The organism is Aminobacter sp. Y103A, from assembly GCF_030294925.1.
Lineage (GTDB): Bacteria > Pseudomonadota > Alphaproteobacteria > Rhizobiales > Rhizobiaceae > Aminobacter > Aminobacter ciceronei.
The window spans coordinates 4,062,542-4,075,647 of sequence record NZ_AP017986.1 but is presented as its reverse complement, the minus strand read 5'-3'; the positions used below and the strand labels follow the sequence as shown (position 1 = coordinate 4,075,647).

Here is a 13,106-nt window from a genome sequence, read left to right as displayed (position 1 = left end):
TATTTGGACGTTGGAAAATACGGGACTGAAACAGACGTTTTGGATTGAGGGATTGTGAAGATCGCCGCTTTAAAGGGAATAGAAAACGCCCTGAGAAATTGGAAGGTTGCGTTCATCCGGAAACTGGTTTCCGGCAAGCATGGCCGACGCGTTTCATCCGAGGTGCTTTTGACGAACGTCACCTCGGTCACTATGAAATTCGATGACCACTTCATGTCTTTTTCGCCACATGAGTACATCGGGAGAAGTATTTTTCTCTCGGGAGATTTTGATCGGCATCTCTCTGACGCATTGGTCGCCTTCCTATCTCGTCGAGGCTATTTGCCGAGCGGTGGGGCGACCGTGCTGGAGATAGGCGCGAACATCGGCACTCAGACGGTGTATTTTTGCCGGTCTGGCAAAGTGGCGAGGGTTATCGCCGTCGAGCCGGATCCGAGAAACTTGTCTTTGCTTCGGCGCAATGTTGCGGACAACGATCTTGAGCAACGTGTCACCATCATCCCCTGTGCGGTCGGAAACGATATCGCGACAGGCAATTTGCATCGCGCTGAAGGCAATTTCGGCGGCAGCAGTCTGTTTCCGCTGCCAAATTCTGAAGGCGAGGTGGCGGTCGCGATCAAGCCCATGGCGCAGGTGCTTGCAGAGGCTGACGTTCTTGCCGCCGACATCGATTTCGTGTGGATGGACATCGAAGGGGCGGAGCCCCTTGCCAGCCAATCGATGCAAGAACTTTTCGAGCGTCGTGTGCCGGTCATGTTCGAGTACTCGCCTGGCGTCTATCCACCGGGAACCGCTCGTGAGTTCATAGCGCTTCTGTCGCGCTACTACGAAAAGTGCATGATCTTCGATGGACATAACCAAGCGGAGATGAAGGTCGTCGACCTTCCGATCAGCATCGCCCAAACAAACATCCTGCTGCTGCCATAACGCTTGGCAGGCAGGGCGAGGGTTGTGCCTAGATGTCGAAGCTATGAAGGTTGTTCATTCGAGGAGGGACTGAGAAGCTGGGGTTGCGAAGCCAACCAACCTTCAGTGGAGCTCCCCGAATGAACGTCCATAAGAATGCGCGTCTGACGCCGTCAGGTCGAGTGCTTTTGGTGCAACGAATTGAACAGGGCTGGAGCGTGCGGCGTGCTGCCGGTTCGGCCGGGGTTTCGGAACGAACGGCTTATCGCTGGCTCGACCGCTACCGGGCCGGCGACCGGGTTCTGCACGATCGCAGTTCGGCTCCGCACCGCTGCCGGCATCGGCTGGCAGCCATGCAGGTGTCGCGGATCGAGCAGTTGCGGCGCCAGCGCATGACCGGGCCGGCAATTGCCCGGTCCTTGGGCCTGGCGCGCTCGACGGTAGGCTTGGTGCTGCGCCGGCTGGGACTGAACCGGCTGGCCTGGCTCGATCCCCGGCCCCCGGTGTTGCGCTACGAACGGCAGCGGCCGGGCGAACTGATCCATATCGACATCAAGACCTTGGGCCGTATCGACGGCGTTGGCCATCGGATCACGGGTCAGCACCAAGGCCATCATCGCGCCCGAGGCATCGGCTACGAACACCTGCATGTCGCCATCGACGATGCCTCGCGCCTCGCCTATGTCGAACTGCTGCCCAGCCTGGGCCGGGATGATGCCACCGGGTTCCTCAACCGGGCACTGGCCTGGTACGCCAGGCTGGGCGCCAGGGTTGAGCGGGTGATGACCGACAACGGCTCGGCGTATCGCTCCAAACTGTTCGCCCAGGCACTCCAAGGTGCCGGTGCCCGACACATCCGCACAAGGCCCTACACCCCGCGCACCAACGGCAAGGCCGAGCGCTTCATCCAGACTTCGCTGCGCGAATGGGCCTATGCCAGGCCATACGCCTCATCGAACGAACGCGCCAAGGCCATTCACCAATGGGCAGCCAACTACAACCTGGCACGCCCACACTCGGCCCTTGGAGGCATCAGCCCGTTCCAAAGACTGAACAACCTTCTTGGAAACGACACCTAGATCGCCACCAGGCCGTCGTCCTTGACCTGCCTGATGGTCAGCGCCGTGCGCACCGTGTCGACGTTGGGGGAGGAGGTCAGTTCCTCGATGACGAAGCCCTGGAAGGTACCGAGGTCGGGAGCGAGGCAGTGCAGCATGAAGTCGGATTCGCCCGAGACCATCCAGGCGCTGCGGACGATCGGCCAGTTGCGGGTGCGGTCGGCGAACGCCTTGAGGTCGACTTCCGACTGGCGGTTGAGGCCGACGAGGCAGAAGGCGACGACGTCCATGCCGAGCGCGGGCGCGTTGAGCAGGGCGCGGTAGCGCTGGATGATGCCTTCGTCTTCCAGCCGCTTGACGCGGCGCAGGCAGGGCGGCGCCGAGATACCGACGCGGCGCGACAATTCGACATTGGTCATGCGGCCGTCGTCCTGAAGCTCACGCAGAATCTTCCAGTCGATGGCGTCGAGGTCGGCCTTGATCGGCATATGTGCTCCGCGTTTGCGCAAGAATCTTGCGCAATGACGTAATAAAACTACTCGAAGCCCTTGGGAAGCCCATGGCCGGTGAAACGCCGCAGACGGAACAATTGCACCGTTCGGTGCGCAGCTTTCGGGGGAGTAACATCTTGCCGCCTTGCGCGGGGTGTGGGTGAACACCTAGATTAGGGACGATCCGCAGCCCGTTTTGACGGCTGCTGCATTTTCCATCGACCACGAAGGCCCTTCGATGACCGCCAAACATGCGCCAGTTCTCATCATCGGTTCCGGACCTGCCGGATACACGGCGGCGATCTATGCGGCGCGTGCCATGCTGAAACCGGTGCTCGTCGCCGGTATCCAGCAGGGCGGCCAGCTGATGATCACCACCGAGGTCGAAAACTATCCCGGCTTCGCCGAGCCGATCCAGGGCCCGTGGCTGATGGAGCAGATGCGCCTGCAGGCCGAGCATGTCGGCACCGAGATGATCAACGACATCATCACCGAGGTCGATCTCGACGTCAGGCCGTTCCGCGCCAAGGGCGATTCCGGAACCATCTACACCGCCGACGCGCTGATCATCGCCACCGGTGCTCAGGCCAAGTGGCTGGGCCTGCCTTCCGAGCAGGTGTTCCAGGGTTTTGGCGTTTCGGCTTGCGCCACTTGCGACGGCTTCTTCTATCGCGGCAAGGACGTGGTGGTCGTCGGCGGCGGCAATTCGGCGGTCGAAGAGGCGCTCTATCTCTCCAATCTGGCCAAGACGGTGACCGTCGTTCATCGCCGCGACCATTTCCGCGCCGAGCGCATCCTGCAGGAACGGCTGTTTGCCAAGGCCAACATCAAGGTGATCTGGGACTCGGCAGTCGAGGAGATTGTCGGTGCGCCGGCGCAGAAGCCGCTGCCGCCGTCGGTCAACGGCGTGAGGCTGAAGAATGTGCATACCGGCGCCATCACCGAAATGACTACGGACGGCGTGTTCGTGGCGATCGGCCATGCACCGGCGGTCGAGCTGTTCGTCGGCAAGCTCAAGCAGAAGCCGAACGGCTATCTCTGGACCGAGCCGAATTCGACGCGGACCAACGTTGCGGGCGTGTTCGCCGCCGGCGACGTGACCGACGACATCTATCGCCAGGCGGTGACGGCGGCAGGTCTTGGCTGCATGGCAGCGCTTGAAGCCGAGAAGTATCTGGCGGGAGTTGAAGTGCATCGCGAAGCGGCCGAATAGGCCGACCAAACGCCTTATAAACGAGGGGAAAAATGGCGTTGGATTGGGATAAGTTGCGCGTGTTCCACGCAGCGGCGGAGGCTGGCTCTTTCACGCACGCGGCGGAGACGCTGAGGCTGTCGCAGTCGGCGATTTCGCGTCAGGTGAGCGCGCTCGAACACGACATCGGCGTGCCCCTGTTTCACCGGCACGCGCGCGGCCTGGTGCTGACCGAGCAGGGCGAGATGCTGTTCCGCACGGCGCATGACGTCTTGATGAAGCTCGAGACGATCAAGACGCGGCTGACCGAAACCAAGGACCGGCCGTCTGGTGTGCTCAAGGTGACGACGACCGTCGGCCTCGGCGCCGGCTGGCTGACCGAGCGCATCCAGGAGTTTCTCGAGCTCTATCCCGATATCCAGATCCAGCTGATCCTCGCCAATGAGGAGCTGGACCTGACCATGCGCCAGGCCGATTGCGCAATCCGCCTGCGTCAGCCGCAGCAGCCGGACCTGATACAGCGCCGGCTGTTCACGGTGCATTTCCACCTTTATGCGTCGCCGGCCTACGTCAACAAATACGGCAAGCCGACATCCATCGCCGACCTCAAGAACCACCGTATTGTTACCTTCGGCGTGCCGGTGCCGACGCATCTGAGCGAGCTCAACTGGCTGGAAACCGTCGGCGACTTCGAGGGCGGCCAGCGTGTGCCGACGCTGCAGATCAATGACATCCTGTCGATCAAGAAGGCGGTGCAGACGGGTGCCGGCATCGCCATGCTGCCCGACTATGTCATCGGCAAGGATGCCGGACTGGTGCAACTCCTGCCCGAAACCGAGGTGCCGTCCTTCGACACCTATTTCGCCTATCCCGACGCCATGCGCGAGCAGGCCAAGCTGCACGTCTTCCGCGACTTCGTCATCGCCAAGGCCAGGAGTTGGGCCTACTAGGCTCCCACTCCGATCACGCCCGCTGCGAAAAGCCCTCGTTTCGGCGAGGGCAGGCTTTCCCACGCGTGAACGCAGGCGCGCCCCGACAATCGGTTTCCGTTCCAAGCGACAATGCGGCTGCGTTGATCGGCCTGTTCCCGGCTACCTGGCGCCTGTGCGTGGACCGGGCAGGCTGTACCGCTCGACAACCCGAGCGGACGAAGGTGTTCACATTAATATGCAGGCAAATACCTGCATGACTTGACATGCAGGTATTTGCCTGCATATTAATGACGGTCAGTGAGTGAGGACGATGGACGCCGACGACATATTCAAGGCCTTGAGCGACCCGACCCGCAGGAAGCTGCTCGATCTTCTCTTCGAAAAGAACGGACAGTCGCTGGGTGAGTTGTGTGCAAACCTCGATATGGCTCGGCAATCGGCCACCCAGCATCTCGGAATACTGGAGGCGGCCAACCTGGTCACATCGGTCCGGCGCGGCCGCGAGAAGCTGCATTTCATCAACCCCGTTCCGATCCACGAGGTTTACGAGCGGTGGGTGCGCAAGTTCGAGGTCCAGCGGCTCAGCCTGCTGCATGACCTGAAGAAAGAACTCGAAGGAGAATGACAATGACCAGCCAGGAAAAGACGAGCTTCGTCTACGTGACCTACATCGTCTCGACACCGGACAAGGTGTTCGAGGCAATCACCAAGCCTGATGTCGCAAGGCGCTACTGGGGCCACGAAAACATTTCCGACTGGAATCCGGGTTCGACGTGGGAGCACGTCCAGGCCCATGGCGAGCGGGCCGTCAAGGTTGTCGGCAAGGTCGTCGAGACCGTTCCGCCGAGCCGCCTCGTCATGACCTGGGCAGACCCGTCCGAGGCTGCAAATCCTGCAAGCTACAGTCGGGTGACGTTCGACATCGATGAATACGACACCATGGTTCGGCTGACCGTTACCCATGACGAACTCGAAGCCGGTAGTGGCATGGCGAAAGGAATCAGCAAGGGCTGGCCGATCGTTCTGTCCAGCCTGAAATCCTTCCTCGAAACGGGACGTCCCCTCGACGTTTTCGCCAAGCCAAAAACGGCATGATCGGCTGCCCGCATCCCGGAGAACCCCAATGACGACCAAGCTTTATGCCGGCGGCTGCGCCTGTGGTGCTGTCCGCTACGAGACGACAAACGAGCCGATCTTCCAGAACCACTGCCAGTGCCTGGATTGCCAGAAGTGTAGCGGCACCGGGCATGGCTCGTACCTGACCTTTGCCCGGCGCGCCGAGATGGCGATGACGGGCGAAGCAAAGCATTGGCGGGTCGTGGCCGACAGCGGCAAGGACAAGATTCATGGCTTCTGCCCTGAGTGCGGAACGCCTGTGTTCGTGACCTTCGCCGCAGCGCCGGAAGCGATCGCGATCCATGCCGGCAGCCTGGATGATCCGGGCCAGTTCCAGCCTCAGGTGCTGACCTACAGTGCCCGAGGCCACGCCTGGGACAGGATCGATCCCGATCTCGTGGCCTTCGCGGGCATGCCGAGCGGCTGAACCTTCGCCTGCCGACATCGTTTCCGGCTGGCCGATCTTGTTCCGGCCTAAGCTCCACGCCAGGGCGTGAGCCGGGGCAGCCAGCCGGGAACGTTTTGGCGGTAAGCTTCATAGTCGGCACCGTATTGCCGCAGCAGAACCGGCTCCTCATAGATCCGGACGAAGGTCGCCATCACAGCGCCCATGATGACGGCATAGGCGGCAAGCTGCCAAGATGCAAAGATCAGCGCCTGACCGAGGATGATCGACAGCACGGCGACATACATCGGGTTGCGCACGTGGCGGTAGACGCCGCCGACCACCAGCCTGTCCGTCGGCGCGATCGGGGCAGGGGTGCCGAGCCCTTCCAGCGCGAAACGGGCGAAGGCGTGCAGCACCACGCCGAGGCCGACAGCGACCAGCGCGGCGCCCAGGATGGCGAGTGGCCACGACGCCACCGGCAGGCCGTAGCGCCCGCTCGCGAGCCACGGCACGAGGCCGGCGACGACACCAGGTGCCGTGATGAAGAAGATGGCGCTGCCGAGGATGGCGGACGGTTTGCGCGAGGCTTGCACTCCTCTTGATCTCTCAGGTCGAAAATTCCGCATGTTGCCTATTGGCTTGGCTTTCGCCGCAACAATGAGCGTGCCGTGCCCGATTTGCCAGCATCTCCCGGCACGGGGCATTTCAGGTCATCCTTGGCGTCGCCACGGCTGTTTGTTGTGCGTTGCAGCATGCTCAGGCTGCGATTTTCGGGGCGAAAACTGGTCCTATCGGGGTTCTAACGTCGTTAGACCACAGCCTGTATGTTTTTGCATGCGTGCATTGCAAAATAGATGCTTGTTTGTTGGGCAAGGAGAGCACATATTGATCATCTCCAGGGCGCGTTCCTCCTCCCATTAGCGCCCTTGAGTGTTCCCCTCTGGAGGTTAGCCTTAATCGGCACTTCCAAACAAACTCAGCCGGATCTTCTTGGATCCGGCTTTTTTGTTGCCTGAAACAGGCCAAACCTCCCGCGTAACAGTGACATGTAACCCCCGGTAACATTCCCCGTACCCCGGGACGCGCCTAGTTTTTACATGGACGCGGTGATGGTGCGTCGGGAGATGGGGGCATCACCCGTGCGCGCCAGGTTCAGGCAACGCGCCGCGTCCAGCAGATTGCCGACGACCCAAGACGTTGGCCACGTAGCGGCGGACCTGCCGTCCCGCCTCCCGCGGAACGGTCCGCAAAAAGCGGTGTCCGAGGATATCCTCGGGCGCCGCTTTTGTTTTGTCGGCGGCCGGTCAAGGCTGGGCGACATTGCTGCGAATCCATATTTTGCCAGGCGCGGCCAGATGGATCATTTGGGGGGGACATTCATGAGCATGACAGATGCGGCCAAGGGCGCGAGCAAGGCGGGTGTGGCCAAGGCCAAGGTCTTTGGTGGCGGCTGCCTGTGCGGCGCAGTCCGCTTCGAGGCGACCGGACTGGCCGGCAAGCCGCATACATGCTCGTGCCGCATGTGCCAGCGCCACACAGGTTCGCTGACCGCTTCCTGGGTCGAATTTCCAAGCGACCGCGTGACGTGGACCGGGCCGGGCGGCGCGCCATCGGTCTATCGCTCGTCCGACTATTCCAGTCGCGCCTTCTGCCCGGCCTGCGGCAGCTCATTCGGCGCTATCGACGCGCCCGTGGTCGCACTGCTGCTCGGCGTGTTCGACAAGCCCGGCGCGATTGAGCTCATGCCGAAGAGCCACTCGTTCAAGGGTGGTCGGCCAAAATGGTGGCATGTCGAGTCGAAAGCGGAGTAGGGCACCGCGCGCACAAACTGGCGCGCGGACACCTCCCAAGTTCTTTTTGACACTGCATGATCCCTCTCGACAATCGCTTCGATTTTTCGAGGGCATGCAGGTGGGATCACATGTAAAGCTTGGCGGGATCCTTGCCTGCGTAGAGCTGACCTATTTCGGCGGCATAGCCGTTGAACAGCTGTGTCGGCACCTGTTCGCCGGTGCCGAGCACGCGCTCCTTGGCCTGGCTCCAGCGCGGGTGCGGGACCTCGGGATTCACGTTCGCCCAGAAACCGTATTCGCTCGGCTGGATCGCTTCCCACAGGCCCACCGGTTGTTCGGCGACGAAGTCGATCTTGCGGATCGACTTGATCGACTTGAAGCCGTATTTCCACGGCAGGACGAGCCGTATCGGCGCGCCAAACTGCTTGGCCAGCGGCTTGTCATAGGCGCCGGTGACGAGGAAAGGCAGGTCGAGCGCCGCTTCCTCGATGGTGACGCCTTCGACATAGGGCCAGGGATAGACGAAGTCGTTCTGGCCGGGCGCCATGGACGGATCGAGGAAGGTCTCGAAGCGGATGAATTTTGCATCCGTCTTGGGGCTCGCCATGGCGACAAGCGCCTTCAGCGGGAAGCCGCTCCACGGGATGGTCATCGACCAGGCCTCGACGCAGCGGTGGCGGTAGAGCCGCGTCTCGAGCGGGAATTTGCGGATCAGGTCGTCGATGGCAAGCGTCATCGGCTTGTCGACGAGGCCGCCGATCTGGATGTCCCACGGCCGCGTCTTGAGCTGCTGGGCGTTGGCCGCGATTTCCTTGTAGGTGCCGTATTCATAGAAGTTGTTGTGGTTGGCGTTGATCGCTTCGGGCGTCAGCGCACGGTCGAGCTTGTAGGTGGCATTCGGCTTGGCCGGATAGAGATCGGCGGTCGGATCGGCCTCCTCGGCGCGCACCTTGCGGGGCAGGGCTGCGGCCGCGAGCCCAAGCCCCATGCCGGCCAGAATGCTGCGGCGGTTGAGGAAGATGTGCTCGGGCGTCGCCAGCGCTTCCGGAATTGCCCAGGACGGTCGGCGGTGAATGAATGCCATGCTTGCTCTCCAATAGGCTGGCCGCAAGGTCGCCCCTGCGGACGGCGAAATCAACGCTGTCACGTTCACATACGCGTGGAAACGTCGTCGCGTTACAGCGCCGTCCCGGATGGGAGATCAACAGAGCGTGAGGAGAGCTGCCGGACGACCCGCGTGGACCGCCCGGCTGCTGATCTCACGCGGCCTTGCCGCCCGACTGCATCGCTTCGTCGGCGAGGCGGCCGGTGAGTTCGGCCATGTGGTCGAACTCGGCGCGGTAGGTGGCGGCACCGGCGGTGGCTGAGCGCAGCTCGATGATCAGGTCGCCGATCTCCGATTGCGGCATCGTCGCCTCGACGACATCCCAGCCGGGCCAATCGGTACGGGCGTCGTAGCCGAGGATCTGGCCGCGGCGCTGCGGCACCAGTGCGATGATGCGCGCCGTGGCATCGGAGGGGGTGAAGATCTCGACCTTCATGACCGGTTCGAGCAGCACCGGCGAGCAACTCGGCATACCCTCCTTCATCGCGATCTTCGCCGCCATCTGGAACGCCATGTCGGAGGAATCGACCGAGTGAAACGAACCGTCAGACAGGTTGATGGCGATGTCGACGACGGGGAAGCCGAGCGGGCCGGTCTTGAGGAAGTCGCGCGCGCCTGCTTCGACCGACTGGATGTATTGCTTGGGCACGACGCCGCCTGTGATGGTGTCGGTGAACTCGAAACCCGAGCCGCGCGGCAGCGGCTTGATCTCGATGACGACATCACCGAACTGGCCGTGACCGCCCGATTGCTTCTTGTGGCGGCCGCGCTGCTGGACCGATTTGCGAATGGTCTCGCGATAGGGCACCGCCGGCGCGTGACCCTCGACGGCGATCTGATTGCGGCCTTCGAGCCGCTCGCGCACCACCCTCAGATGCATCTCGCCATGGCCGGATAGAACAGTTTCCGCCGAGTCCTGGTTGTGGTGCAAGGTGAGCGAGGGATCTTCCTCGGCCAGGCGCTGGATCGCCGCCGACATCTTGACCTCGTCCTTGCGCTCCTTGGGGCGCAGCGCAAAGGCATAGACCGGCTTGGGCGGCTCCAGTTTGACCAGCGGCTTGATGCCGCCCTTGGCCGTGGTCAGCGTCTGGCCGGTCGCGGCATGTTCGAGCTTGCCGAGCGCGACGGTGTCGCCGGCGCCGGCGCCCGACTGCTTGGACTGGTCCTTGCCGAGCAAGCGGTAAATGCCCGAGACCTTCGAGGTGTCGGTGGCGTTGAGCCAGAGCTCCGTACCATCGGCGACCTGGCCGGACAGGATGCGCGACACCGACAGCTTGCCGGCGTGGGAGGTGTGGATGGTCTTCATGACCTGGACGACCGCAGCGCTGCCGTCGGATATGCCGAGGCGCTTGCGCGTTGCCTCGATGTCGGGGGCGTCGTGGCGGATCGCCTTGAGCAGGCGCAGCGCGCCATTGCCCTTTTCGGCCGAGCCGATCAGCACCGGCGTGACCGCGCCGTCGCGCAGGTCGGCGGCAAGGTCATCGAAGATTTCATCTTTGGGCGGCTCGATCTCCTCGAGCAACTGCTCCATCAACTGGTCGTCATGGTCGGCGAGGGTTTCCAGCATGGCGAAGCGGGCTTCGAGTTCGCGCGCCTTGTCGTCGCTTGGGATGTCGGCGATCTCGCTCTCGGCATATTCGCGGTAGATGTAGGCGCGCTCCAGCGCGAGGTCGATCGAACCGACGACGACGCCGTCCTTGCGCAGCGGGATCTGACGCAGGAGCAGCGGCGTGCGGCTGACCGGCTGCAGCAGCTTCAGCGTGTCGCGGACGCCGGCGGCTGCCTTGTCGATCTTGTTGAGGAACAGGATACGCGGCACGCCGAGATCGTCGAGCTTGCGCATGATCAACTGCAAGGCTGGGATCTTCTTCTCGTCGGGCTCGGCGACGACGACGGCGAGGTCGCAGGCGGCAAGGATGGGCTCGGCCTCGAAGGCGAACTCGACCGAGCCGGGGCAGTCGACGAAGGTGATGGCCTCGCCCATGAACTGGGTGTTGGCGAAGACAGCCTCGACGCTCATGGCATGCGCCTTGGCCTCGGCCGAGTGGTCGGAGACCGTGTTGCCGGAGGCGACCGGGTGCTGCTTGGAAATGGCGCCCGTGCGGGCGAGAAGGGCTTCGAGAAGTGTGGTTTTACCGCTGGCGAAGGGACCGACGATGGCGATGCACTTCGGTCCCGTGCGTCTTCCTCCGGCGCGACTACCCATGAGAGCTGACCTCCACTCAGGCATTTTTCCCTGAATGCGGCGGCCGGCCTGTGCGGCCGTCGCGGGCAAATTCGTCTGAGAACTTCCTCCCCGTTGGCGACATCGTCACACGGCTTTGAAGGCAGGGCAAGAGCCTTGCAAGGCAAGGGTTGATGCGGCGGCAGCAGAAAGCCAGCTATTCCAAAAGCGCCATCAGATGTCGCGCCCGGCGGGCAGCGTGAGACGGCCCGCCACTCAATATTACGTTGGGGAACCATGACGACATCAAGTCGCGCCCATCTGAAGGAACGCAGTCCAATGTCCCGTGAACTCGACCATCTCAGTCGTCTCGTCGTCAGTGGACGGATGTCGCGCCGCGACTTTCTCGGCCGTGCCGCAGCCCTTGGAGTCACGGCCCTTTCGGCCAACACGCTGCTGGCCGGTGCCGCACAAGCGCAAGCGCCGGTCAAGGGCGGCGTGCTCAAGGCCGGCATGGTCGGCGGTGCCGCCACCGACAGCCTCGACCCGGCGACATGGGCGAGCCAGGTGCCCTACACGCTTGGCCGCAGCTGGGGCGAGCAGATGCTGGAAGTGTCGCCGGCGGGCGAGATCGAGCCGCGCCTGGCCGAAAGCTACGAAGCCTCCGACGACGCCAAGACCTGGCATTTCAAGATCCGCAAGGGCGTGACCTTCCACAATGGCAAGGAGCTTACGCCTGATGACGTGATGGCGACGCTGGAGCGCCATGCCGACGCCAATTCGAAATCGGCGGCACTCGCCTTCGTCAGCCAGTTCGAAAGCATGAAGGTCGACGGCGACTATGTCGTCATCCAGCTCAAGGAGGCCAATGCCGACCTGCCTTACGTGGTCAGCGACTATCACCTCATGATTCAGCCAAATGGCGGCAAGGACAATCCGACCGAAGGCATCGGCACCGGCCCCTACAAGGTGATGGTCAACGAGCCGGGCGTGCGCCATGTCGGCGAGTTGAGCAAGAACTACTGGGGTTCCGACAAGCGCGGCCATGCCGACCAGATCGAGATCGTTGTGATCAACGACGCGACAGCGCGCACTGCCGCACTTCAGGGCGGCCAGGTCGATCTGATCAACCGGGTCGAACCGAAGATCGTCGACCTGATCAAGCGCGTGCCGGGCGTAGAGATCCGCAACGTGCCGGGCAAGGGCCACTACGTCTTCATCGCTCATTGCAACACCGCACCCTTCGACAACAACGATCTGAGGCTGGCGCTGAAATATGCCGTCGACCGTGAGGAGATGGTCAAGAAGGTGTTGAGCGGCTTCGGCTCGATCGGCAACGACATGCCGGTGACCAAGGCCTATGCGATGTTCTCCGACGACATCGAGCAGCGCGCCTACGATCCTGACAAGGCGGCGTTCCACTACAAGAAGTCGGGTCATAGCGGCCCGGTGCTGCTGCGGACCTCCGACGTCGCCTTCCCAGGTGCTGTCGATGCCGCCCAGCTCTACCAGCAGAGTGCGGCCAAGGCCGGCATAACGCTCGAGGTCAAGCGCGAGCCGGGCGACGGCTACTGGTCGGAAGTGTGGAACAAGCAGCCCTTCTCGATGTCCTACTGGACCGGCAGGCCGACGCAGGACCAGGTCTATTCCATCGCCTATCTGTCCAAGGCCGAGTGGAATGACACCCGCTTCTTCCGAGACGATTTCGACAAGCTGATCCTGTCGGCGCGCGGCGAGCTCGACCAGGCCAGGCGCAAGGACCTCTACCGTCAGGCAGCCGTGATCCTGCGCGACGAGGGCGGCGTCATCGTGCCGATGTTCAACAACTACATCGACGCGACCGGCACCAAGGTCGGCGGCTGGGTCGACGATCCCAATGGCGAGCTGATGGGCGGTCATGCGCTGACCAAATGCTGGGTGAATGCATAGGCGAGGGCGCTTCGCCTGCTCCGGTAACGCTG

13 protein-coding genes are annotated in these 13,106 nt (G+C 62.7%); 9 read left to right on the top strand and 4 right to left on the bottom strand.

The window, feature by feature from the left end:
* Window positions 1-54: 54 nt before the first annotated feature.
* Both Amn_RS19935 and Amn_RS19930 read left to right on the top strand, forming a co-directional pair.
* Window positions 55-927: an FkbM family methyltransferase gene (locus Amn_RS19935; protein WP_286291054.1), complete on the top strand. Its 873-nt coding sequence runs from the start codon at window positions 55-57 to the stop codon at window positions 925-927.
* 119 nt (window positions 928-1,046) lie between these two features.
* Window positions 1,047-1,985, top strand: coding sequence for an IS481 family transposase (locus tag Amn_RS19930; RefSeq protein WP_067955524.1), 939 nt, complete (start codon window positions 1,047-1,049; stop codon window positions 1,983-1,985).
* Here Amn_RS19930 and Amn_RS19925 read toward each other — a convergent pair.
* Window positions 1,982-2,452: an Lrp/AsnC family transcriptional regulator gene (locus Amn_RS19925; protein ID WP_067959664.1), complete on the bottom strand. Its 471-nt coding sequence runs from the start codon at window positions 2,450-2,452 to the stop codon at window positions 1,982-1,984. The genes Amn_RS19930 and Amn_RS19925 overlap by 4 nt on opposite strands.
* Window positions 2,453-2,693: 241 nt before the next feature.
* Between Amn_RS19925 and trxB the strand changes: the two genes are divergently transcribed.
* The 5 genes from trxB to Amn_RS19900 all read left to right on the top strand — a co-directional run bounded on the left by trxB (window position 2,694) and on the right by Amn_RS19900 (window position 6,122).
* Window positions 2,694-3,668 carry a thioredoxin-disulfide reductase gene (gene trxB / locus Amn_RS19920; protein WP_154384817.1) on the top strand — a complete coding sequence of 325 codons (975 nt, stop codon included), beginning with the start codon at window positions 2,694-2,696 and terminating at the stop codon, window positions 3,666-3,668.
* A 32-nt stretch (window positions 3,669-3,700) separates the two neighbouring features.
* Window positions 3,701-4,597: a LysR family transcriptional regulator gene (locus Amn_RS19915; RefSeq protein WP_067959672.1), complete on the top strand. Its 897-nt coding sequence runs from the start codon at window positions 3,701-3,703 to the stop codon at window positions 4,595-4,597.
* 292 nt (window positions 4,598-4,889) lie between these two features.
* Window positions 4,890-5,204, top strand: a complete 315-nt coding sequence (locus tag Amn_RS19910) for an ArsR/SmtB family transcription factor (RefSeq protein WP_067959677.1) — start codon at window positions 4,890-4,892, stop codon at window positions 5,202-5,204.
* A gap of 2 nt (window positions 5,205-5,206) precedes the next feature.
* Window positions 5,207-5,674, top strand: coding sequence for an SRPBCC family protein (locus Amn_RS19905; RefSeq protein ID WP_263006466.1), 468 nt, complete (start codon window positions 5,207-5,209; stop codon window positions 5,672-5,674).
* Window positions 5,675-5,702: 28 nt separating this feature from the next.
* Window positions 5,703-6,122: a GFA family protein gene (locus Amn_RS19900; RefSeq protein WP_286291043.1), complete on the top strand. Its 420-nt coding sequence runs from the start codon at window positions 5,703-5,705 to the stop codon at window positions 6,120-6,122.
* Between the two features lie 47 nt (window positions 6,123-6,169).
* On the opposite strand, the gene Amn_RS19895 is transcribed toward Amn_RS19900, so the two are convergent.
* Complete coding sequence (locus Amn_RS19895; RefSeq protein WP_192315154.1) at window positions 6,170-6,709, bottom strand: methyltransferase family protein; 540 nt, start codon at window positions 6,707-6,709, stop codon at window positions 6,170-6,172.
* 753 nt (window positions 6,710-7,462) lie between these two features.
* Here Amn_RS19895 and Amn_RS19890 point away from each other — a divergent pair.
* Window positions 7,463-7,894 carry a GFA family protein gene (locus Amn_RS19890; protein ID WP_286291039.1) on the top strand — a complete coding sequence of 144 codons (432 nt, stop codon included), beginning with the start codon at window positions 7,463-7,465 and terminating at the stop codon, window positions 7,892-7,894.
* A gap of 106 nt (window positions 7,895-8,000) precedes the next feature.
* On the opposite strand, the gene msrP is transcribed toward Amn_RS19890, so the two are convergent.
* Window positions 8,001-8,960 carry a protein-methionine-sulfoxide reductase catalytic subunit MsrP gene (gene msrP / locus Amn_RS19885; protein ID WP_286291037.1) on the bottom strand — a complete coding sequence of 320 codons (960 nt, stop codon included), beginning with the start codon at window positions 8,958-8,960 and terminating at the stop codon, window positions 8,001-8,003.
* A gap of 175 nt (window positions 8,961-9,135) precedes the next feature.
* The gene (locus Amn_RS19880; RefSeq protein ID WP_263006469.1) at window positions 9,136-11,187 is read right to left on the bottom strand and encodes an elongation factor G; all 2,052 of its coding nucleotides are present in this window, start codon (window positions 11,185-11,187) and stop codon (window positions 9,136-9,138) included.
* 297 nt (window positions 11,188-11,484) lie between these two features.
* Here Amn_RS19880 and Amn_RS19875 point away from each other — a divergent pair, with 297 nt between their 5' ends.
* Entirely contained in the window at window positions 11,485-13,074 is a 1,590-nt protein-coding gene (locus Amn_RS19875; protein WP_263006470.1) for an ABC transporter substrate-binding protein, read from the top strand.
* The last annotated feature ends 32 nt before the right edge of the window (window positions 13,075-13,106 follow it).

Bases quoted from the DNA above. Each gene is read 5' to 3' on its own strand.
- Amn_RS19930 (WP_067955524.1), top strand. From the start codon at position 1,047: ATGAACGTCCATAAGAATGCGCGTCTGACGCCGTCAGGTCGAGTGCTT.
- Amn_RS19925 (WP_067959664.1), bottom strand. From the start codon at position 2,452: ATGCCGATCAAGGCCGACCTCGACGCCATCGACTGGAAGATTCTGCGT.
- trxB (WP_154384817.1), top strand. From the start codon at position 2,694: ATGACCGCCAAACATGCGCCAGTTCTCATCATCGGTTCCGGACCTGCC.
- Amn_RS19915 (WP_067959672.1), top strand. From the start codon at position 3,701: ATGGCGTTGGATTGGGATAAGTTGCGCGTGTTCCACGCAGCGGCGGAG.
- Amn_RS19910 (WP_067959677.1), top strand. From the start codon at position 4,890: ATGGACGCCGACGACATATTCAAGGCCTTGAGCGACCCGACCCGCAGG.
- Amn_RS19905 (WP_263006466.1), top strand. From the start codon at position 5,207: ATGACCAGCCAGGAAAAGACGAGCTTCGTCTACGTGACCTACATCGTC.
- Amn_RS19900 (WP_286291043.1), top strand. From the start codon at position 5,703: ATGACGACCAAGCTTTATGCCGGCGGCTGCGCCTGTGGTGCTGTCCGC.
- Amn_RS19895 (WP_192315154.1), bottom strand. From the start codon at position 6,709: ATGCGGAATTTTCGACCTGAGAGATCAAGAGGAGTGCAAGCCTCGCGC.
- Amn_RS19890 (WP_286291039.1), top strand. From the start codon at position 7,463: ATGAGCATGACAGATGCGGCCAAGGGCGCGAGCAAGGCGGGTGTGGCC.
- msrP (WP_286291037.1), bottom strand. From the start codon at position 8,960: ATGGCATTCATTCACCGCCGACCGTCCTGGGCAATTCCGGAAGCGCTG.
- Amn_RS19880 (WP_263006469.1), bottom strand. From the start codon at position 11,187: ATGGGTAGTCGCGCCGGAGGAAGACGCACGGGACCGAAGTGCATCGCC.
- Amn_RS19875 (WP_263006470.1), top strand. From the start codon at position 11,485: ATGTCCCGTGAACTCGACCATCTCAGTCGTCTCGTCGTCAGTGGACGG.